This window comes from Micromonospora sp. SL4-19, assembly GCF_047921475.1.
Lineage (GTDB): Bacteria > Actinomycetota > Actinomycetes > Mycobacteriales > Micromonosporaceae > Micromonospora.
In genome coordinates this window covers 317,757-338,693 of sequence record NZ_JBLROB010000003.1, presented here as the reverse complement: position 1 = coordinate 338,693, position 20,937 = coordinate 317,757, and the positions used below count along the sequence as shown (strand labels likewise).

At 73.8% G+C, this 20,937-nt stretch carries 20 protein-coding genes; 5 read left to right on the top strand and 15 right to left on the bottom strand.

Annotation, left to right across the window (positions count from 1 at the left end; translation table 11 throughout):
* Positions 1-14 precede the first annotated feature (14 nt).
* The 12 genes from ACNAVT_RS07635 to coxB all read right to left on the bottom strand — a co-directional run bounded on the left by ACNAVT_RS07635 (position 15) and on the right by coxB (position 14,862).
* A complete protein-coding gene (locus ACNAVT_RS07635) occupies positions 15-1,094 on the bottom strand; it encodes an enolase C-terminal domain-like protein (RefSeq protein ID WP_416294132.1) in 1,080 nt (359 codons plus the stop codon).
* A gap of 4 nt (positions 1,095-1,098) precedes the next feature.
* Positions 1,099-4,200, bottom strand: coding sequence for an FAD-binding and (Fe-S)-binding domain-containing protein (locus ACNAVT_RS07630; protein ID WP_416294130.1), 3,102 nt, complete (start codon positions 4,198-4,200; stop codon positions 1,099-1,101).
* Positions 4,197-5,966, bottom strand: a complete 1,770-nt coding sequence (locus ACNAVT_RS07625; RefSeq protein WP_416294128.1) for a thiamine pyrophosphate-dependent enzyme — start codon at positions 5,964-5,966, stop codon at positions 4,197-4,199. Before ACNAVT_RS07625 ends, ACNAVT_RS07630 begins: the two co-directional genes overlap by 4 nt.
* Positions 5,967-6,149: 183 nt before the next feature.
* The gene (locus ACNAVT_RS07620; protein ID WP_416294126.1) at positions 6,150-7,931 is read right to left on the bottom strand and encodes a cytochrome b; all 1,782 of its coding nucleotides are present in this window, start codon (positions 7,929-7,931) and stop codon (positions 6,150-6,152) included.
* Positions 7,928-8,791, bottom strand: coding sequence for a ubiquinol-cytochrome c reductase iron-sulfur subunit (locus tag ACNAVT_RS07615; RefSeq protein WP_416294125.1), 864 nt, complete (start codon positions 8,789-8,791; stop codon positions 7,928-7,930). Before ACNAVT_RS07615 ends, ACNAVT_RS07620 begins: the two co-directional genes overlap by 4 nt.
* Complete coding sequence (locus ACNAVT_RS07610; protein ID WP_416294124.1) at positions 8,788-9,594, bottom strand: c-type cytochrome; 807 nt, start codon at positions 9,592-9,594, stop codon at positions 8,788-8,790. The genes ACNAVT_RS07615 and ACNAVT_RS07610 overlap by 4 nt, the downstream gene beginning before the upstream one ends.
* 3 nt (positions 9,595-9,597) lie before the next feature.
* Positions 9,598-9,993 (bottom strand): c-type cytochrome, encoded by a 396-nt coding sequence (locus ACNAVT_RS07605; protein ID WP_416294122.1) that lies wholly within the window; start codon positions 9,991-9,993, stop codon positions 9,598-9,600.
* Positions 9,990-10,880, bottom strand: coding sequence for a cytochrome c oxidase assembly protein (locus ACNAVT_RS07600; RefSeq protein WP_416294120.1), 891 nt, complete (start codon positions 10,878-10,880; stop codon positions 9,990-9,992). The genes ACNAVT_RS07605 and ACNAVT_RS07600 overlap by 4 nt, the downstream gene beginning before the upstream one ends.
* Entirely contained in the window at positions 10,877-11,278 is a 402-nt protein-coding gene (locus tag ACNAVT_RS07595; protein WP_416294119.1) for a hypothetical protein, read from the bottom strand. Before ACNAVT_RS07595 ends, ACNAVT_RS07600 begins: the two co-directional genes overlap by 4 nt.
* Entirely contained in the window at positions 11,278-11,907 is a 630-nt protein-coding gene (locus tag ACNAVT_RS07590; RefSeq protein WP_416294117.1) for a cytochrome c oxidase subunit 3, read from the bottom strand. The genes ACNAVT_RS07595 and ACNAVT_RS07590 overlap by 1 nt, the downstream gene beginning before the upstream one ends.
* The gene (gene ctaD / locus ACNAVT_RS07585) at positions 11,904-13,832 is read right to left on the bottom strand and encodes a cytochrome c oxidase subunit I (protein WP_416294115.1); all 1,929 of its coding nucleotides are present in this window, start codon (positions 13,830-13,832) and stop codon (positions 11,904-11,906) included. The genes ACNAVT_RS07590 and ctaD overlap by 4 nt, the downstream gene beginning before the upstream one ends.
* A 7-nt stretch (positions 13,833-13,839) precedes the next feature.
* Positions 13,840-14,862, bottom strand: coding sequence for a cytochrome c oxidase subunit II (gene coxB, locus ACNAVT_RS07580; protein WP_416294114.1), 1,023 nt, complete (start codon positions 14,860-14,862; stop codon positions 13,840-13,842).
* A 136-nt stretch (positions 14,863-14,998) separates the two neighbouring features.
* Here coxB and ccsA point away from each other — a divergent pair, with 136 nt between their 5' ends.
* The 5 genes from ccsA to ACNAVT_RS07555 are packed head-to-tail and all read left to right on the top strand — an operon-like array spanning position 14,999 to position 19,601.
* Positions 14,999-15,754 carry a cytochrome c biogenesis protein CcsA gene (gene ccsA, locus ACNAVT_RS07575; protein WP_416294112.1) on the top strand — a complete coding sequence of 252 codons (756 nt, stop codon included), beginning with the start codon at positions 14,999-15,001 and terminating at the stop codon, positions 15,752-15,754.
* Positions 15,751-16,158, top strand: coding sequence for a cytochrome c maturation protein CcmE (locus tag ACNAVT_RS07570; protein ID WP_416294110.1), 408 nt, complete (start codon positions 15,751-15,753; stop codon positions 16,156-16,158). Before ccsA ends, ACNAVT_RS07570 begins: the two co-directional genes overlap by 4 nt.
* Entirely contained in the window at positions 16,148-18,154 is a 2,007-nt protein-coding gene (locus ACNAVT_RS07565; RefSeq protein ID WP_416294109.1) for a heme lyase CcmF/NrfE family subunit, read from the top strand. Before ACNAVT_RS07570 ends, ACNAVT_RS07565 begins: the two co-directional genes overlap by 11 nt.
* On the top strand, positions 18,151-18,714 hold the full coding sequence (locus ACNAVT_RS07560; protein WP_416294107.1) for a TlpA family protein disulfide reductase: 564 nt from the start codon (positions 18,151-18,153) through the stop codon (positions 18,712-18,714). Before ACNAVT_RS07565 ends, ACNAVT_RS07560 begins: the two co-directional genes overlap by 4 nt.
* Before the next feature lie 14 nt (positions 18,715-18,728).
* A complete protein-coding gene (locus ACNAVT_RS07555; protein ID WP_416294105.1) occupies positions 18,729-19,601 on the top strand; it encodes a cytochrome c-type biogenesis protein CcmH in 873 nt (290 codons plus the stop codon).
* Positions 19,602-19,672: 71 nt separating this feature from the next.
* Here ACNAVT_RS07555 and ACNAVT_RS07550 read toward each other — a convergent pair whose 3' ends face one another.
* The 3 genes from ACNAVT_RS07550 to ACNAVT_RS07540 all read right to left on the bottom strand — a co-directional run bounded on the left by ACNAVT_RS07550 (position 19,673) and on the right by ACNAVT_RS07540 (position 20,925).
* Positions 19,673-19,855, bottom strand: coding sequence for a hypothetical protein (locus ACNAVT_RS07550; protein ID WP_416294103.1), 183 nt, complete (start codon positions 19,853-19,855; stop codon positions 19,673-19,675).
* Positions 19,856-19,996: 141 nt separating this feature from the next.
* Complete coding sequence (locus tag ACNAVT_RS07545) at positions 19,997-20,431, bottom strand: ChaB family protein (RefSeq protein WP_416294102.1); 435 nt, start codon at positions 20,429-20,431, stop codon at positions 19,997-19,999.
* A gap of 47 nt (positions 20,432-20,478) precedes the next feature.
* Entirely contained in the window at positions 20,479-20,925 is a 447-nt protein-coding gene (locus ACNAVT_RS07540) for a phage holin family protein (protein WP_416294100.1), read from the bottom strand.
* Between the last annotated feature and the right edge of the window lie 12 nt (positions 20,926-20,937).

Here is a 20,937-nt window from a genome sequence, read left to right as displayed (position 1 = left end):
CCTTCTCCCTCGGCTCAGGCCACCCGGTAGTTCTCCGCCGCGTCGGCCCGCAGTTCGAGGCCGTTGCCGGGGCGGTCCAGCGGCACCGCGGCGGCGCCTCCGGTGGCCGGCACCGCACCGTCGAAAAGCATCGACTCGATCCGGACGTGATCGTGGAACCACTCGAGGTGGCGCAGGTTCGGCACGGCGGCGGCGACCGGCAGGTGCTGGTGCGGCACGCAGTGCGCCGACACCTCCAGGCCGGCCGCGGCGGCCACCGCGGCGGCCCGCAGAAACTCGGTGATGCCGCCGCACCGGCTGACGTCGATCTGGAGGCAGTCGACGTACGGGGCCATCCGGTGGAAGTAGACGAGGTCGAAGCCGTACTCGCCGGCCGCCACGTCGGGCAGCACCTGGTCGCGGACCAGTCCGAGGCCGGCCAGATCGTCGGAGCTGACCGGCTCCTCGTACCACCGGACGTCCAGGTCGGCGGCGGCCCGCATCATTCGGACCGCCTGCTTGCGCTGATACCCACCGTTCGCGTCGACGTACAGCTCGGCGTCGTCACCGATGGTGTGCCGGGCCGCTGCCATCCGGGCCAGATCGCGCGGCACGTCGGTGCCCCAGGACTCCCCTATCTTGATCTTCACGCGGGGAATCCCCTCGTCGTGGACCCAGCCGGCCAGCTGGCGGTGCTGGCGGTCGGCGTCGTACGTGGTGAACCCGCCGCTGCCGTACACCGGCACCTGATGGCGGGCGGTGCCGAGCAGCCGGGCCAGCGGCAGGCCGTGCCGGCGGGCCTTGAGGTCCCAGACCGCGCAGTCGGCGGCCGACAGCGCCAGCCCGGCCACCCCGGGCCGCCCGGCGTTGCGCAGGCGGCGCTGCATCGCCGTCCAGACGGCCGGCACGTCGTCCGGATCCAGGTCGGTCACCACCGGGGCGAGCAGCTCGGTCACCACCCCCGCCGCGGCGGCCGGGCCGTACGTCCAGCCGAAGCCGGTGTGCCCGTCGGCCTGGGCGTGGACCAGCACCATCGTGGTGCTGTCCCAGGCGAGGGTGCCGTCCCCCTCGGGGGCGTCGGTGGGCGGCCGATACGCCGCCGCGGTCAGCCGCACCCCGTCACCGCCACCGTCGGCCGGCCCAGGCGGCGAGCGCGGCCACCGGTGCCAGCGCGGCCAGGCCGACCAGCCCGGCGGCGGCCCACCGGACGGCCCGCGGCGGCGGCACGGGCCGGTGGGCCCAGCTGTGCTCGGGCCGCGGCGGCACCGACCCGCCGTGGAGGCCGGCGCGGAGCAGCTCGGCCAGGTGGATCGCCTTTCGACCGCGCGCCGCGCTCTGCTCGACCTGGGTACGGCAGCTGAAGCCGTCGGCGAGGATGACGTCGGTGTCGGCGGCGTCGCGTACGGCCGGCAGCAGGACCCGTTCGGCGCACGCCTCGGACACCTCGTAGTGCCCCTGCTCGAACCCGAAGTTGCCGGCCAGGCCGCAGCAGCCGGAGTCGAGGAAGTCGGCGCGGACTCCGGCCTCGGACAGCACCGCCTGGTCGGCGGTGGTGCCCACGATCGCGTGCTGGTGGCAGTGGGTCTGAATCAGCGCGTGCGCCGGCAGCCGGGGCGGTCGCCAGCCCGGGGTGTGGTCGTGCAGCAGCTCGGCCAGGGTCACGGTCTGCTTGCGGAGCTTGGTGACGTCCTGGTCGGTGGGGAACAGTTCGTGGGCGTCGCTGCGGAACACGGCGGTGCAGCTCGGCTCCAGCCCGACCACCCGGGTCCCGGCCCGCAGGTGCGGGCGCAGCACGTCCACGGTCCGCTGGAGCACCCGCTTGGCGATGCCGAGCTGGCCGGTGGAGATCCAGGTCAGGCCGCAGCAGACCGGCTGGTCCGGGACCCGTACCCGCCATCCGGCGGACTCCAGCACTTCGACCGCGGCCTGCGCGATGCCGGGGTGGAAGTGGTTGGTGAAGGTGTCCGGCCACAGCAGCACCTCGCCGCGGGCGCCGTCCCCGCCGGGGGTTCGGCGGGCGAACCAGCGCTGGAAGGACTCCGGGGCGAACAGCGGGATGTCCCGGCGCTGGTCGATGCCGCCGACCGCCTTGGCGAGCCGGTTCAGCCCGGGGGCCTGTGCCAGCGCGTTGGCCGCCGGGGGCGCGGTCCCGGCCAGCGCGGCCGCCACCGGCAGCCAGCCCATCGAGTAGTGCGATCGGGGGCGCAGCCGGCCCGCGTAGTGGTGCGACAGGAACTCCGCCTTGTAGGTGGCCATGTCCACGTTGACCGGGCAGTCCGCCCTGCAGCCCTTGCAGGCCAGGCAGAGGTCCAGGGCGTCCCGGACGGCGTCGGAGCGCCAGCCGTCGCCGATGACCCCACCCCGGGCCGTGCCGTCGAGCATCTCGAACAGCAGGCGGGAGCGGCCCCGCGTCGAGTGCTCCTCCTCCCGGGTGACCATGTACGACGGGCACATCACCCCGCCGTGCTGCCGCCGGCACTCGCCGACGCCGACGCAGCGCAGCACGGCCCTGTCGAATCCTCCGTCGTCGGGGTAGCGGAAGTGGGTCTCCCACCAGCCCTGGTTGTAGTCGACGCCGAGGCGCAGGTGGCTGTCCAGCGGGTAGGGTGCGACGACCTTGCCCGGGTTCATCCGGTCGTCGGGGTCGAAGATGGCCTTGAACTGCCCGAACGCCCGGATCAGCCGGTCGCCGAACATCTTCGGCAGCAGTTCGCCCCGGGACTGCCCGTCGCCGTGCTCGCCCGAGAAGGAGCCCCCGTAGGACACGACCAGGTCCGCGGCCCGCTCGATGAACGAGCGGAACTGCCGTACGCCGTCGGCGGTGGTCAGCTTGAACGGGATCCGGGTGTGGACGCACCCCTGCCCGAAGTGTCCGTACAGCGACGCCTGCTCGTAGCCGTACTCCCGGTACAGCGCGTCGAGGTCGCGCAGGTAGTCGCCCAGCCGGTCCGGCGGGACGGACGAATCCTCCCAGCCCTCCCAGGTGTCCGCCTCGCCGGGCACCCGGGCGGTCGCGCCGAGGCCGGACTCCCGGACCTGCCACATCTGTTCCTCGTGGGCCTCGTCGTCGAAGCGGTGCACGGTCGGCCCGTCCTCGCGCTGCAACGCGTGCAGCATTTGGGCGAGGGCGGCCTCCGCCTGCTCCAGCGTGTGGCCGCCCATCTGGACCATCAGCCAGCCGCCACCCTGCGGCAGCAGGTGCACGGCGGCGGCATGCAGATGCTTGCGCTTCTCAAAGTTGATCAGCTTGTCGTCGAGGCCCTCCAGCGCGATCGGATTGTGCGGCAGGATGTGTTTCACGTCGTCGGCCGCGGCGGCGATGTCCGGGTAGCCGAGGAAGACCATCACCTTTACCGGGACCACCGGGACCAGCTTCAGCCGGGCCCGCAGCACGGTGACCAGGGTGCTCTCGGAGCCGACCAGCGCCTGCGCCACGTGGAAGTTCTTCTCGGGCAGCAGGCTGTCCAGGTTGTAGCCGGAGACCCGACGCGGGATGTCCGGGTAGCGGGCGCGGATGTCGTTCAGGTACTCGTCCCGCAGCGCCCGCAACTGGCGGTAGATCTCGGCCTGGCGGCCGCCCCGGCGCTGGATCTCGGCGTACTCCTCGTCGCTGGTCTCGCCGACCCACATCCGGGTGCCGTCGTAGAGCAGCACCTCCATCTCGATGAGGTTGTCGACGGTCTTGCCGGTGCGCTGCGCGGTCGATCCGCAGGAGTTGTTGCCGATCATCCCGCCGATGGCGCAGTGGGTGTGGGTCGACGGCTTCGGGCCGAACTCGAGCCGGTACGGGGCCAGTAACTCGTTGAGCGTGTCCAGCACGATGCCCGGCTCCACCAGGCAGGTCTTCGCCTCGGCGTCCACCTCGATCAACCGGTTGCAGTACTTCGACCAGTCGATCACGACGGCGGTGTTGGTGCACTCGCCGGCCAGGCTCGTGCCGCCACCTCGGGAGAGCACGGGAACGCCCATCCGGCGACACACCGCGATCGCGGCGACGGCGGCCTCGACGGTACGCGGCACGACCACGCCGAGCGGCACCTGCCGATAGTTGGAGCCGTCCGTCGAGTACGCGGCGCGCGAGCCGTCGTCGAACCGGACCTCGCCGTCGACCGCCGGGCGCAGCTGTGCGGCCAGGGCGTCGAGGTCCACGTCGGTGGCGGGGGCGGGCGCCCGGGTCACCGGGTCGGGCAGTGCGACCGGGGGCGCCTTGACCCGGGTCACGACCGCAGCTCGTTGATCTTGTCGCGGGCGACCGTCGCCACGGTGGCCACCCTGTGCGGCTGGCCGCGCAGGAACGCCTCGGTGAAGTGCTTCGCCTGGTCGTACTGGACCTTCCCGGGCATCGGCGGCTCGTTCGGGTTGACGTCGCAGTCGACCAGCGCCGGACCGGGGTGGGCGAGGGCCTCCCGGATCGCCCCGGGCAAATCCTTCGAATCGGTGATCTTCGCGCCGTAACCGCCGCAGGCCCGGGCCCAGGCGGCGTAGTCCGCCTCCGGCTGCCGGTGCCGCACCTCGTACTCGGGGTAGCCGAGGATGATCTGCTCCCACAGAATCTGGCCGTACGCGTTGTTGTTGTTGACGATCACCTTGATGGGCAGTTCGTGCCGTGCCGCGGTGAGGAACTCGGCCATCAGCATGGCGAACCCACCGTCACCCACGAAGGCGATCACCTGCCGGCCCGGGAACGCGTGCTGCATGCCGATCGCGTACGGCAGGCCGGGCGCCATGGTGGCGAGGTTTCCGGAGAGATAGAACTCGCGCCCGTCACGGATGGTCCAGTGCCGGGCGGACCAGGTGGCGATGGTGCCGGAGTCGCAGGTCAGGATCGCGTCGGAGCTGGCCGCCTCATCGACGCAGCTGATCAGGTACTGCGGGGCGATCGGGTCACGGGACGGGTCCTGCAGGGCGATCATCTCCGAGCGCCACGCGTCCCGGGCCCGCTGGTACTTGGTCAGGAAGGAGCGGTCGGTGCGGGTCTGCAGCATCGGCAGCAGTTGCTGCAACGCCAGCCGGGCGTCGGCGGTGACCGGCGCTTCCACCGGCAGCCGCAGGCCGACCAGGCTGGCGTCAATGTCGATCTGCACCACCCGGACCTGCCCGGGCGACGGCAGGTACTTCGCGTACGGGAAGGAGGTGCCGACCATCAGCAGGGTGTCGCACTCCTCCATCAGCTCCTCGCTCGGCTTGGTGCCGAGCAGGCCGAGGCCGCCGGTGGTGAGCGGGTGGTCGTCCGGCACCACCATCTTGCCCGACAGCGTCTTGACGATCGGGCTGGCCAGCGCCTCCGCCACCGCGATGATCTCGTCGCGGGCGTGCCGGGCGCCCACGCCGACCAGCATGGCCACCTTCTTGCCGGCGTTGAGCACCTCCGCCGCCCGGGCCAGGTCGGCCTGCGCCGCCGGCACCGCCGGCTGCGACGCCACAGGACTGCTCTTCGGTGGCTTACCCGGGCTGACGTGCCGGTACGGATCCTCGCCGGCTGCGGCAACCTGAACGTCGTTGGGGAAGCTCAGGTGGGCGACGCTCCGCCGGGACAGCGCGTGCCGGATGGCGATGTCGACCACGCCCGGCACCTGCTGCGGGTTGGTGACCATCAGGTTGTAGGCGTCCGCCACATCCTGGTAGAGCAGCTCGGTGTGCACCTCCTGCTGGTAGTGCGTACCCAGGACCGACGTCTCCTGCATACCCGTGATGGCCAGCACCGGCACGTGGTCGAGCTTCGCGTCGTACAGCCCGTTGAGCAGGTGGATGGCCCCCGGGCCGGAGGTGGCGCAGCAGACCCCGAGACGGCCGGTGGCCTTGGCGTAGCCGGTGGCCATGAAGGCCGCCGCCTCCTCGTGGTGCACCAGGACGAAGTTCAGCCTCTCCCGCTGCCGGCGGAAGCCCTCCATCAGGCCGTTGATGCCGTCCCCGGGCAGGCCGAAGACGGTGTCGACGCCCCACTCCACCAGTCGCCGGGCCAGGCTCTCGCCTACGATCTCCTGCACCTCACGCCTCCTGATCTCGGCTGTCGCGCAGCCCACCGGAGGCGGGCAGCCGGCAGAGCCGGGCGTCGGGCGTCCCGGCCGGTCACCGGCTCGTCCCGATGTCCCGGCTGCTACCCGCGCCGTTTGCCGACAAACCTCCGGTCGGGTGGGACGGCCGGCAGCCTGCGTGCCCGACCACCGCCCTCAGGTCCGTCCGCCCGGTCTGGCCGGCTCGTCCGTCGGCGACGACCCGGATTCGGCCGGGTCCGGCGGCGGCGGCCCGCGGTCGTCGCCGCGCCGCCCGCGCCGCCGGCGGTCGACGAGGAGGCCGACCAGCAGCGATCCGGCGGCGGCGGCGCGGCCCCAGCGACGCAGGACGGTGCGCACCCGGCCCGGCGGCGGGGGCGGCGGCGGGCCGGGCACCACCACCCGGTCGACCCCGGGGTACGCGAGCCGGGACGCCTCCACCGCCTCCTCCTCGGAACGCAGGGCCCGGTTGCCGGTGAGGACGACCTGTGCGGAGTCGTCGCGATAGCGCCACCGCCACAGCTCGCCCTCCGGCCACAGCTCGATCCGCTCTCCCGGCCGGTCCCGGGCGGGTGTCTCGAGTCCGCCCTCGTCCGCGGGCCGGGCCGGGGCGGGTCCGGCGGCCCGCCGCAGGTCCGCCCGGGTGAGTTCGCCGACGCTGCCGGCGTCGCCGCGGCGCAGCGCCCGCGCGATCAGGTAGGCGGCCAGCCCGGTCAGGACGGGCAGCACGAGGGCCAGCACCCGGAAGAACCCGAGCAGGTCGTAGACGGGCACCCGCAGCAGTCGGGCGAGGATGTCGTCGCTGCCGGCGACCACGAGCACCAGAAAGAACGTCAACGCGCAGACGCCCACGCCCATCCGAACCGGGTGGTCACGGGGCCGGTCGAGCAGTTGGTGCGCCCGGCGGTCCCGGGTGCGCCGGCGTTCGACGAACGGCCAGGCGTAGAGGGCGAGGAAGGTGAACGCACCGAGCACCACGCCCGGGAAGAACGGCGCCGGCACGAGGTACCCGGCGATGCGGAACTCCCACGGAGGGAAGAGGCGCAGCGCGCCCTCACCCCAGGCGATGTACCAGTCCGGCTGGGCCGGCGAGCTGGACTGGGCCGGCTCGAACGGGCCGTAGAGCCAGACCGGGTTGATCTGCACCAGCCCGCCGAGGGCGAACAGCACCGCCAGCACCCAGGCGAACAGGGCGAGCGTGCGCAGTGTGTAGCTCGGCCACAACCGGGACCCGACCACGTTGTGCTCGGTCCGCCCGGGACCCGGGAACTGGCTGTGCTTCTGCCGGACCAGGATGCCCAGGTGCAGCGAGACGAGGGCGACGAGGATGGCGGGCACCAGCAGCACGTGTGTGATGAACAGCCGCGGGATCAGGTAGTCGGAGGGGAACTCGCCGCCGAGGCCCAGCGCGAGCAGCCACGTCCCGACCAGGGGGATCGACTCCACCACCGAGGTGAGGATCCGCAGGCCCAGGCCGGAGAGCAGATCGTCCGGCATGGAGTAGCCGGTGAACCCGTTGGCCAGGGCGAGGGTGAGCATGGTGACGCCGATCAGCCAGTTCAGTTCGCGCGGTTTCCGGAACGCCCCGGTGAAGAAGATCCGCATCAGGTGCAGCAGGATCGCCGCGACGAAGAGCAGCGCCGCCCAATGGTGGGTCTGCCGGATCAGCAGCCCGGCCCGAAGGTCCCAGCTCAGCCGGACGGTCGAGGCGTACGCGGCGGAGGTGGTGGCGCCGTCCAGCGGCGCGTAGTCACCGTGGTAGACCCGGTCGGCGGAGCTGGGGTCGAAGAAGAAGGTGAGGTAGACGCCGGTCAGGATCAGCGCGACGAACGAGTAGAGCGCGAGTTCGCCCAGCATGAACGCCCAGTGGTCGGGGAAGACCTTCGCCAGTGCGCGCCGGGTGATCGGGGAGAGCCGCAGCCGGTCGTCCAGCGCCCGGGCCATCCGGTCGATGATCACTGCCGCCTCCAGGAGCCGGCGCCGGGCGGGCCGGTGAAGTCGCCGGTGGCGCGCAGGAAGCCGTCCGGGCCCACCTCGAACGGCAGGCCGGGCAGCGGTCGCGCGGCCGGCCCGGCCACCGGGCGCGCGTCGGCCAGCAGGTCGAACGAGGACTGGTGGCAGGGGCACAGCACCCGCCCGGTGCCCTTGAGATAGAGCCGGACCGGGCAGCTGGCATGGGTGCAGAGCAGCGACCAGACCACCAGGCCGTTGACGTGGCCGCCGGAGGGCGGCCGGGTGAACCGTTCCGGTTCCAGACGGACCGCGAAGGCGGGGCCGTCCCCGGAGTCGACGGAGCCCTCCGGAAACACCCCGACCACGGTGTTGGCCGGCACGTCCTCAGGTCGAAGCGGGCGACCCTGCTCGTCGACCAGCCGTACGCCAGGTGCCCACGGGGTTCCCGAGAGGGCCTCGGCCGGGCTCCGGCGGTTCCAGGGCAGCAGCGAGCGCAACGGGAACAGCGCCGCCACGCCGAGCGCGGTCACCGCCAGTCCGAGGGCCGCCAGCAGGCCGCGCCGCCGGACCGGGCTGTCGGGCGCGGTGAGCACCGCCGCCGTCATCGCCTGCTCGTCCGGTGGCGAGGTGAAACCCTCGTGCTCCTCGACGTACCCGCCGACCGGCACGAGGTGCCGCCCCCACTGCGCGAGCCCGACTGCCAGGCCGGCGAAGGCCACCGCCAGGCAGACCCCCTCCCACTGCGGGCCGGCGTTGAGCCCGTACACCACCGCGAAGCCGACCGCCCCGGCGGCGCTCGCCAGGAAGGCGGTGACGATGCGGCGGCCGGCCGCCCGTTCGGTCGCCGGGGGACGCCGGCCGCTCACTGCCCCGCCCTCCGTCCCAGCCACCGGACGGCGCCGACCAGGAACACCACGGTCACCAGCCAGGCCACCAGTCCCTCGGCCGACGGACCCAGCCGGCCGAGCGGGTTGCCGCCCCGGTCCAGCCGCTCGCTGCGCAGCCGCCCCACGTAGGTGGTCAGGTCGTTCACCTGCGCGTCGGTGAGCACCTGGCTCGGGAAGACCGGCATCAGCCCGGGGCCGACCCGGATCGCCTCGGCGACCTGGACGGGCGTGGCCCGGTCCAGCGGTGGGGCGATCCAGCCGTTGGTCAGCACCGCACCGGCGCCGGTCGCCCCGTGACACGGCGCGCAGTTCGCCGCGAACAACTCCCGGCCCGAGCCGAGGTTGCCCGGGGCGACCCTTGGGATCTGCGGCCCGCCGCCGAAGCTCGACACGTGGTCCACCAGGGCCGCGATGTCGTCGGCCGAGAAGGCCGGTTCCTCGCGCCGGGCCTCCTGCACCTTGTGCGTCAGCGGCATCCGTCCGGTGGAGACCTGGAAGTCCACCGAGGCCGCGCCGACGTCGATCAGGGACGGGCCCAGCTGCGTGCCCTGCCCCTGCGGGCCGTGGCAGCTCGCGCAGCTCTCCAGGTAGAGCCGGCTGCCCCGGTCGGCCGGCCCGGCGGGGCCGGTGGTCGCGGTGGGGGTCGGGCCGGCGGTCGGGGTGGGGGTCGGTGCGGGGGCGAGCGCCGCGGGGCCGGCGGCGAGCAGCAGCACCGTCCCCGCCGCGAGCATCCGGTGCGGGCGCGCGCTGGGCAGCCGGGTCGCTGGTCGGATACGGCGCATCGGTCAGCCCGCGGTGTAGAGGTAGGCGACGATGTCCTGCGCGTCGATCGCGCTGACGCCCAGGTTCGGCATGGCGGTACCGGGCTCCACGGCCTGCGGATCGGTGATCCAGCGGCCCAGGTTGTCGGCGTTGTTCGGCAGCTTGCCGGCGACGTAGGAGCGGGCGCCGAACTGGGTCAGCGGCGGACCCACCAGTCCGTTGGCGCGGTTGATGCCCGGGATGGTGTGGCACGATCCGCAGCCGTACTGGGCGATCAGCTGCGCGCCGCGGTCAGGTCGCCCGACGTGCGACTGCGGTGGCGGCGGGGCCGGGGCCGTCGAGGCGCAGCCGGGGACGGCGACGATCGGCAGACCGACGACGGCCGCGCCGAGCGCCCGGAGGGTGCGGGTCAGTGTCATCGGGCCATCCCTTCCGATCCGGCCTCGACCGTCGCCGACCGGGTCAGCGGTGCCGGTGGCGGCCCCTCGGGCCGGTCGCGGGCCATCCGCAGCAGCCAGCGCAGGAACACGCTCAGCGCCACGACCAGCACGACCACGTCCATCGGCGCCCACATCAGCAGCCCGGCGAGCTGCTGGTCGGTCAGCGGGTCGGGGCCGAGCACGCGCACCGGGTAGACCGGTTCCGGAGCGAAGACGAGCACGGCGCCGAGCGCGGAGGCGGGCAGCATGGTGCCCACCAGCAGCAGCACGGTCACCGGGGCGGGCGGGCGGCGCCGGGCGGCGCCGAGCACCGGCGCCCAGAACAGCCAGGCCGTCCCCAGCAGGCAGAGGTGCTCGACGTAGTGCACGGCGGGCCGGTCGACCGCCGCGACGTAGGGCCCCGGCAGGTGCCAGAACCAGAGCACGACGATCTGCGCCGCCCCGGCCAGCAGGGCGTACGCGGTGGGCCGGCGCAGCCGGCGTACCGGTGGCGCCACCCGGCAGTGGGCGAGCAGCCGGCGCAGCGGCGGCGGCACGGCCAGGCTCAGCGGCAGTCCTGCGGCGCCGGCCGCGAGCAGCGGCCCCGCCACCAACATGAGCAGCATGTGCTGGGTCATGTGGCCGGCGAACGAGGACTCGGCCAGCGCGTGCACCGGGCCGTGGTCCGCGGCGAGCACCACCAGCACGCCGGCGCCGAAGGCGCCCACCCGCCACGCCGGTACGACCGCGCCGGGGCCACGCCGGCGCCACAGCTCGTGGACGCCCCGGCCGTAGCCGGCCGCGAGCACGCAGATCGCGACGACCGCCAACATGGCCAGCAGGCTCTCGGCAGGGGCGTCCGGACCGTGGGCCCGGTGCACGCTCACCGCTGACATGGCGGGAACACCAGCACGGCGATCCCGCCGAGCACGATGATGGCGATAAACAGCAGGTTGGCCCAGACGCCCAACACCGCGAGCATCCGGGACCGGTCGTAGGCGCGGCCCGTCGTCCCGGCGGCCTGAGCCGCCGCGGTGCGCCGCCAGGCCAGCGCGGCCACCACCAGGGAGCCCACGGCGACCAGGCCGGGGACCACCACGGCCAGCCCGACGGCCTGCCAGAGCGGGAGGACCGAGATGGACTGCGAGCCGGTGGCGCAGACCAGCTCGTCCATCGACCACGCGGCGAGCAGGTGCACCGCCCAGGCGACGGCGCCACCGAGCACGCCGTACCAGAGCAGCAGGCCGCCGGCCAGCCGGGTTCGGGAGTCGGGCCGGGTGGTCATCACAGCCGCGGGGAGAGGTAGATGGTGAACAGGATGCCGACCCACACCGTGTCGACGAAGTGCCAGTAGATGGCGGCGTTACGGACCCGTTCGTGGCGGCGCGACCCGAAGCTGCCGCCGCGAAGCGAGGCGGCGAGCAGCCACCCGATCATGATCAACCCGACCGAGACGTGCAGACCGTGGAAGCCGGTGATCAGATAGAACAGCGAGCCGTAGACGTTGGTGGTCAGGGTGTGCAGCTTGAGGTCGTCGGCGTACTCCTTCACGAGCAGGCCCATGAAGATCAGCCCCATCACCAGGGTCGCGGCGAGGCCGGCCCGCAGGCGCCAGCGCTGGCCCTGCCGGATGCCGTGTTCGGCCCAGACCACGGGCAGGCTGCTGGGCACCAACACCAGGGTCATCAGCAGCGGGATGAGCAGCTTGGGCTTTTCGAGGCCGCCCGGCGGCCACTCGGGGCCGAACTGGAAGCGGAGGTAGAAGTAGCTGCCGAGCAGGCAGGCGAAGAGGGTGGCCTCAGTGGCCACGAACATCACCATGCCCCACCAGCCGGTCGGCCGACCGACCGGCAGTTCCGTGCTCAGCGCCTCCGCGCCGGTGGCCGCGGCCACCACCCCGCCGTGGTCGGTCATGCCGCCACCCCCAGTTCCTCGTCGGGGCGGCGGGGCGGCCAGAGCCAGGCCGCGATCGTCGCCGCCACCACCACCGCCGCGACCACCGCCACCGGATACCAGGCGAACAGCATGGTGACGAAGAAGACCAGCAGCGCCCCGGCGAGCAGCAGCGGTTTGAGGCTGGACTCCGGCATCTCGACCGCCCGTTCGTAGCGGGCGTCCAGTTCGCTGGTGAACACCGTGCGTTTGCCGTCGCTGAGGATGCGGTCCTCGGTCGCCCCCGCGCCGGTGGATTCGGCGGTCCGTTCGTCCCAGGCCGAGTGCAGGCTGTGCACCATGGGGATCACCGGGAAGTTGTACGGTTCGGGCGGCGAGGCCGCCGTCCACTCCAGGGTGTCGGCCCCCCACGGGTCCGGCGGGGCCGGCCGGCCCCGCAGCAGGGCGTGCACGATGCCGGCCAGCACCAGCAGCAACCCGAGCGCCAGCAGGTAGGAGCCGGCCGTGCTGACCGCGTTCCACCCGTCCCAGCCCGGCTCACTGCGGTAGGTGTAGATCCGACGGGGCATGCCGAAGAGGCCGGTGAGGTGCATCGGGAAGAACGTGACGTGCATGCCGGTGAAGACCAGCCAGAACGCCCACTTCCCGAGCCCCTCGTGGTACATCCGGCCGGTGATCTTGGGAAGCCAGAAGTAGATGCCGGCGAGCATCGGGAAGACCGACCCGCCGATCAGCACGTAGTGGAAGTGCGCCACCACGAAGTACGAGTCGGTGACCTGCTGGTCGAACGCGGTCAGCGCGAACATCGCGCCGGTGAACCCGCCCAGCACGAAGGTCACGATGAACCCGATGACGAACAGCAGCGGCACCCGCAGCACCAACCGACCGAGCAGCATGGTGGCCAGCCAGGCGAAGATCTGGAGCCCGGACGGGATGGTGATGATCGTGCTGGCCGCGCTGAAGAAGCTGTACGACAGCTGCGGCAGCCCGGTGGCGAACATGTGGTGCACCCAGACCCCGAACGAGATGATCGAGATCGCGACGATCGCCAGCACGACCAACGGATAGCCGACCACGCCACGGCGGGTGAACGCGGGAAGCACGGCGGACACGATCCCCAGCCCCGGCATCACGATGATGTACACGTCGGGGTGCCCGAAGATCCAGAACAGATGCTGCCAGAGCAGCACGTTCCCACCGCCAGCCGGCCCGAAGAAGTGGGTGTCGAAGCGACGGTCGAAGAAGAGCAACGCGTTGTCCGCGTTCAACGCCGGCAACGCGAAGATCACCATGAAGGAGGTGGCCACGATCGCCCAGACGAACAGCGGCACCCGGTTGAGCGACATCCCCGGCGCGCGCAGCTTCAGCGAGGTGACGATGAAGTTGATCGACGCCGAGGTGGTGGAGATGCCGAGGAAGAGCAGGCCGAGCGAGTAGATGTCCATGTGCAGCCCCGGGTTGTGCTGCAGTTGGTTGAGCGGGGCGTAGGCGAACCAGCCGTTGTTCGGCGCCGCCCCGAAGGGCACGCTGACCCACATGAACAGACCGGCGAACAGGAACACCCAGTAGCCGAAGGCGTTCAGCCGGGGGAACGCCATGTCGCGGGCGCCGATCATCAGCGGGACGAGGAAGTTGCCGAAGCCGAAGAGCATCGGGGTGGCGAACAGGAAGATCATCGCCGTGCCGTGCATGGTGAACAGCTGGTTGTACTCCTGCGGCGAGAGCACACCGGACTCGGGCCGGGCGAGCTGGGTCCGCATCACCAGGGCGCTGATCCCGGCGAGCACGAAGAAGAACCCGGCGGTGACCAGGTAGCGGCGGCCGATCCGCTTGTGGTCGGTGGTGCTGAACCATGCCTTCAGCGAGGGGCGCTCGCCCCAGTGCTCGGCCAGCCGGGCCAGGTCGTCGCCGCTGAGGCCGGCGGGCGGGCTCGTGGTCGTCGACATGTCCCATCTACTCCAGCGACCGCAGGTAGGCGATGAGGTCGGGCAGCTGGGCCGCGGGGACCGGCTGCGGCGGCATGGCGTTGCCCGGCTTGACCGTCTGCGAGTTGGCGATCCAGCCGCCCAGGTGGCCGGCGTCGTTGGGCACCGCCCCGGCGCCGATGCTCCACCGGGAACCGACGTCCGACAGGTCCGGCCCGACCTTTCCCTGGGCGCCGGTGCCGCGGATGCTGTGGCAGCCGGCACAGGTGCCCTGGACGAATGCCTGCTGACCCCGGCGCTCGGCGTCGGTCTGCGGCGCTCGAGCCGCGGCGTTCAGGCGGGCCAGCCAGGCGTCGAACTCGGCGCGGGGCTGCGCGACGACGAGGAACGCCATGTGGGCGTGCTGGGTGCCGCAGTACTCGGCGCACTGGCCGCGGTAGCTGCCGGCCCGCTCCGCCTGCAGCCAGGTCTCGCGGGTCTCACCGGAGATCAGGTCCGTCTTCGGCATCAGCTGCGGCACCCAGAAGCTGTGCAGCACGTCGTCGGTGCGCAGGCGTACCCGCACCGGCTCCCCCACCGGGATGTGGATCTCGTTGGCGGTGGCGCCGGACGCGCCCGCGTAGCGCACCTCCCACCACCAGGTGTGGCCGGTCACCTCCACGGTGGGCGCGTCCCGGGCGGGCGCGGCGCCGAGCGCGGCGAGGTCGCGCAGGCCGACGCCGTAGACGGCGACGAGGATGACGAACGGGATCGCGGCCCCGGCGATCGTGACGAAGCGCAGCGGTTGCCCGTGGCGTACCCGCACGTTGCCCCGCCGGAACACCAGGGCCCAGACCAGCAGCGCCATGACCTCGACGAAGACCGCCACGGAGATCCAGAACAGCAGCCACCACAGGCCCGCGACCCGGGTCGCCCCGGTGCCGCCGGGGTTCAGCGCCGAGGGCGAGTCGCCGGCGCAGCCGGTGAGCAGGAACAGGCCGAACAGCCCGGCGACGACGGGGCGCGGGCGCCACCCGGCCGCGTTCGAGGTCGTTCGCTCCGTCGTCTCCATCGGAACGGACAGTAGACCGTTTTAGCCGCCTACAACCCCTTTTAAACTATGAGAGCAAGAAGCTCCTTATGTCCCTTATCGTGGGTAGGCAGTCCTGCTCATCCGGCAAGCGCCAAGGGGCGCGGACAGGGAGATCATGCGCACCTCCACGGTGGACCTGGTCGCGGACACCGCCCGAGCGGCCGCGGCACGCCGCACGACGGCCTGGCTCGCCGGTGCGCTGGGCGTCGCCGCGGTCGTGGCCGGCGGCTGGCTGGCTCCCCCGGACGCGGTGCAGGGCCAGGCCCAACGGCTCATGTACCTGCACGTGCCCGCCGCCTGGGTGGCGTACACCGCGTTCGCCGTCGTGCTGGTCGCCAGCGGCGGGTACCTGATCGGCGGCGACCTGCGCTGGGACCGGTTCGCCCGGGCCGGCGCGGAGGTCGGCGTGGTGCTCACCGCCGTCGCCATCGCCACCGGTTCGCTCTGGGGGCACCTGGTCTGGGGCACCTGGTGGGCGTGGGACCCCCGGCTGGTCAGCACGGCCCTGCTGCTGCTCGCGTACGCAGGCTATCTGGCGTTGCGCCGGACGCTCAGCGAGCGGACCGGGGCGCCGGACGGTGGTGACCACCGGGTGGCGCGGCCCGCGGCGGTCGTCGGCGCGGCCGGTTTCCTGCTCGTCCCGGTGGTGCACTTCTCGGTGCTCTGGTGGCGTTCGCTGCACCAGCAGGCGACCGTGCTCGCCCCACAGCGCCCGCCGATCGACCTCCGGATGGGTGTCGCGCTGCTGCTCGCCGTCGCCGCCGCCACCCTCGTCGCGCTCTGCGTCGTGCTGCACCGGGTGGTCCGGCTGGAACGGCGGCTGGCCGCCGCCTCCCCCGCCCCCGAGCGCACGCCGGCCCGGGTCGGATGACCCGTCGCCGGGCGGGCCGGGCCGCCCTCGTCGCCGTGCTGCTCGCCGCCGGTGGGCTCCTGGTCACCAGCGCGCTGCGGGACACCCTGACCTACTACCGCACCCCCGCCGAGGTGCTCGCCGGCCCGTCCACCGGGGAGCGGATCCGCCTCGGCGGCGACGTGGTGCCCGGATCGCTGCGCCACGACGGCGACGTGGTGGTGTTCCGCCTCGCCGAGGGCGGCCGCGAGATCACCGTGCAGCAACGCGGCGTGCCACCGGAGACGTTCCGCGAGGGCGAGGGGGCGGTCGTCGAAGGCACCCTGGCGACGGACGGCGTGTTCCACTCCGACCACGTGGTGGTCCGGCACGGCAACGAGTACCGCCCGTCCACCGCGCCGCCGGGGCCGGTCGATGCTCGGTGACCTCGGCACCGCCAGCCTCGCGATCGGCCTGGCCTGCGCCACCCTGACCGCCCTGCTCTGGCTGCGGGTGGCGCTGCTCGGCGCGCCCGCCCGCCCGGCCCGCCTCGCCGCCGCGGCAACCCTGGCGGCCGCCGGCACCGCGTGCGCCCTGCTGGAGGTGGCCCTGCTCCGGCACGACTTCAGCATCCGGTTCGTCGCGGAGAACGGCGGCCGCCACGTGCCGCTGTACTACACGGTGACCAGCCTCTGGTCGGCCCTGGACGGCTCACTGCTGCTCTGGCTGCTGGTCCTCGGCGGCTTCACGGCGCTGCTCGCCCGGCAGCGGTACCCGGCCCGGCTGCACGCGTACGCGATGGTGGTCGTCAGCGCGGTGACCATGTTCTTCTTCGCGCTGTCCCGGTTCGCCGCGAACCCGTTCCGGGCGGTCGATCCGGTGCCCACCGACGGCCCTGGGCCGAACCCGCTGCTCCTGCAGCATCCCGCGATGGGGGTGCACCCGCCCCTGCTCTACGCCGGCTACCTCGGCCTGGTCGTGCCGTTCGCCCTCGCGCTGGCCGCCCCGCTCGCCGGGCCGCAGGGCCGGGCCTGGCTGCGGCTGGCCCGGCCCTGGGCCCTGGCGGCCTGGGCGGCGCTGACCGCCGGCATCGGCCTGGGCGCCTGGTGGTCGTACGCGGTGCTGGGCTGGGGCGGCTACTGGGCGTGGGACCCGGTGGAGAACGCCTCCCTGCTGCCCTGGCTGACCGCCACCGCTTTCCTGCACACCGCCCTCGGACGGGCCACCGGCCGGGCCGCGTGGAACACCACGCTGGCCGTGGCCAGCTTCATCCTGGTGCTGCTCGGCACCTTCCTCACCCGGTCCGGCGCGGTCACCAGCGTGCACGCCTTCACCGACTCGCCGCTGGGGCCGATGCTGCTCGGCCTCGTCCTGCTGGCCGTCGTGGTGTCGACAGTGGCGACGGGACGGCGTACCGACCGACCGACCCGCCACGGCGCCCCGGCACTGTCCCGGCCAACGGCGGTGCTGGTCAACGGCGTACTGCTGGTGACCATCGCGGCGGTGGTGCTGGTCGGCACGATCTTCCCGCTGCTCTCCGCGCCGCTCGGCGGGGTACGGACCTCCGTCGGACCCGCCTACTACCAGCGCACGGCGGTGCCGCTGGCGGTCGTGGTGCTGCTGCTGGCCGGGGTGACGCCGGCACTGCGCGACCGAACCCGGGGCCTGCGCCGGCTCGCCGTGCCCGGCGCCGCCGCGCTGGCCACCGTCGCGCTGGTGGGCCTGTTCAGCCGTCCCGGGCTGCCCGCGCTCGCCGCGTTCGGTGCCGCCACGTTCGTGCTGGTCGGCCAGGCCGGGCAGTTGGTCGACCGGCTGCGCGCCCGCGGCCGGGTCGTCGGTCTCGCCGGGCTCGTCGCGCACGCGGGCATCGCCCTGGTCGCGGTGGGTGTCGCCGGATCCTCGGCGTACGGCCGGGACACTGAGCGGACCGTCCGCACCGGGGAGACCCTGCGGGTGGCCGACGTGCGCGTCCAACTGCTCGGGGTGGACCGGGGCGCCGGGGGCGGCGGCATGACGGTGCGCGCCCGGCTCCGGCTCACCGAGGCGGGCGGCGCGGAGCGGACGATCACGCCGGCGCTGCGCTACCACCCGGCCCGGGACATGGCGGTGACCGTGCCGGCGATCGGCACCGGACCGCTACGGGACACGTACGTCACCCTGATCGCGGTCGCCGAGGACAGCGGCAGCGCGACCATCCGGATCGCGGTGAACCCGCTCGTCGGCCTGCTCTGGGCCGGTGGTGCCCTGACCACGGCCGGTGGAGTCGTCGCGGCGGTCGGCGCCGCCCGCTCCCGGCGGCGGCCGACCGCGCAGGCCGGCGGCCGGCAGCCGTCGACCGTCGCCGTCGGCGCGGAATCCGCCGACTCGCGAGTCGCCGGACCGCGAGCCGTCGGCGCGGAACCCGCCGGCTCGGGGGCCGCCGGCCCAGGAGGCGTCGGATGAGACGACCTGTCCGGCGCCCACCGGCCGGGCTGCGCCCCGGACCGGCGGTGGTGCTCGCGGTCACCGTCGCCATCGGCACACTGGTCGCCCTGGGCCTGCGCTCGCCCGGCACGCCGACGCCCACGGGCGCCGGCGCCTCGGGACCGGCGCCGGCCCCCGCGCTCTCCGGGGACACGCTGGACGGTGGACGGTTCGACCTGGCCGCCGCCCGGGGTCACGTGGTGCTGGTCAACGTCTTCGCCTCCTGGTGCGGCCCCTGCCGCGACGAGCTGCCGCTGCTGGTGGACGCCGAGCGCCGGTGGTCACCGCGCGGGCTGCGCCTGGTGGGGCTGAACGTCCGGGACGGCACCGAGGCGGTCCGGGCACTGCTCGACGAGACCGACGCGACCGGGCTGACCGTGCTGCCCGACCCGGACGGCACCCGGTCGGTCGACTGGGGCGTACAGGGGGTGCCGGAGACCTTCCTGGTGGACCGGGACGGCCGGATCGTCGACCGACAGCGGGGCGTGGTGACCCGGGCGTGGCTGGAGCAGCGGGTGGCCCCGCTGCTGTCCGGATGAGGTGGCGGGCGGCGATGGGCGCGCTCGTGCTCGTCGCGCTGGTCGCCGGCGCCGCGGCCGGGATGCTGCGCTCGGCCGGGGGCACCGGCGCGGAGGACCGGGTCCGCGCGGTGGCCGCCGGCCTGCGCTGCCCGGCCTGCCAGGGCGAATCGGTGGCCGACTCCCGGTCGCCGATCGCGGCCGCGATGCGGCAGGTAGTGGCCGACCAGCTCGCCCAGGGGCGGGACCGTGACGAGATCCGCCGGTGGTTCGTCCAGCGGTACGGGCCGGAGATCCTCACCGATCCCCCCGCCCGTGGGGTGAGGGTGCTGCTGTGGGCCGTGCCGGCGCTGACCCTCCTGGGCGCCGGCTGCGCCGCCCTGCGCACGCTGCGCCCCCGCCGGGCCCGGACCGGGGGCGCGGTGAAACGGCCGGCACCGGGCGGCCGGGCTGCCCGCCGGGCCTGGTGGGCGGGCGCGGCCGGGCTGGTGGCCCTGGTGGCGGCGGTCGGGCTTGCCGCCGACCGCCTGGACCGGCCGCCGCCGCAGCCGCCGGCCGACCCGGTCGCGGTCGCCGTGCAGCTGGCCGGCGACCTGGAGGCCCAGGACCGGTACGCGGCCGCGGCCCAGATGTACCGGGAGGCGCTGCGGGACCGGCCGGACGACAGGGTCCAGCTGCGGCTCGCCTTCGCGCTGCTGCGGGCCGGCGACGCCGCCGGCGCGCAGCAGGAGGCGCGGGACGTCCTCGCCCACGCCCCGGACTCACCGGACGGCCTGCTCGTGCTCGGACTGGCGCAGCGCGGTGAGCAGTCGGCGGAGGCACCGCGCACGCTACGCCGGTTCCTGATCGTCGCCCCGGACCACCCGGCCGCCCCGGAGATCAGCCGGCTGCTGTCGACCAGACCCTGAGCCCAGCGCGGCCGACCGGTCGTCAACGGGGGTGGGCAGCGCGAGGTGCCGGAGACCGTCGCCCGGGGGCGTCAGTCGCGCCGGCGGGACCGGGCCAGCAGGAAGCCGACGGCCAGACCGGCCGCCACGGGGACGAGGGCGCGGGCGATGCCCGCCGAGCGGAGCCGGGTGAGCCCCTGGCGAGGGTCGACGACCGCCCCGGCGATGCTGCCGGCCGCACCGACCACCATGTCACTCAGCCGATCCGTCTTCATCGCCCGTCGCCTTCCTCGTCCGTCCGAGTCCCGGTACCGGTCGCACGCGGGCGCAAACAGTCCACGTCACGCGGCCGGGGCGAGGGGCTCGCCGACCGGCGCCCGGCGGAGCCGGCCCGACCAGCGCCGAGACGGTGGCCGTCACCGCTTGCGGGCCCGGGCGGTGGCACGGGCGTTGGCCTTCTCGATCGCCCGCACGAGCTCGTCCCGGCCCAGGCCCTGCGGGTTGTCGATACCCACCCGGCGGGCCACCTGGTCGAGGTGCCCCTTGCTGGCGTTGGCGTCCACGCCCTGCGCGGTCGGGCGCCGGCGCTCCTGGGCCGCCGGGAAGCCCTGCGCCGCCTGCGGATCGGACGGCCCCCGGCGCTCCTTGGGTTCCCAGTGGTCGCCGACCTTCTCGTGGGTGTGCTTGAGCGACGCGTACGCGGTGCGGTGCGCGCGCTCGCCGTCGCCGTAGGTCTCCTCCGCGGACTCCAGAGTCTTCTTGTAGGTGCGGACCGCCTTGTCGTCCGACCGGGCGACGGTCGACGGCACCTCGGCCCGCATCTCCTCGGCCTGTTCGTGCTTGTCGGTCATGACGCGGCCCCCTCCGAACGGCGGCAACGGTGATCATCAGCAGCGGCTCAGCGCCCCAGCGCGTCCCGGGCCGCGGAGGACCCGGCAGGCACCACCCGGCCGGCGGTGCCGGAAACCGCGTCACGGACCTCGTCGGCCAGCCGGGCGGAACTCCCGCCCGCCGCCCGCAGCCGGTCCAGCCCGAACCGGCCCAGCACCACCGCGGCGGCCAGGTAGCCGCCGGTGAGCCCGACAGCGGCCAGCCGGCGCGGCAGGAACGCCTCCAACACGCGCAACACGGTCGTCGAGGCCGCGCCCGCGCCCAGCACCAGGCAGCCGCCGGCGGCGGCCAGCAGGACGAAGCCGAGCCCTGCGGGCCGGGCAGCGTCCGCCACCTGGCTGCGCACCGCGCGCACCTCCGCGCGTACCACCTCGGCCACGTCCTCCGCCAGGCGGTCGGCCGGACTGACCGGCCGTCCGGGCCCCGCGGGCTGATTCGCTGCGGCAGCACCCATCGAGGTCTCCAC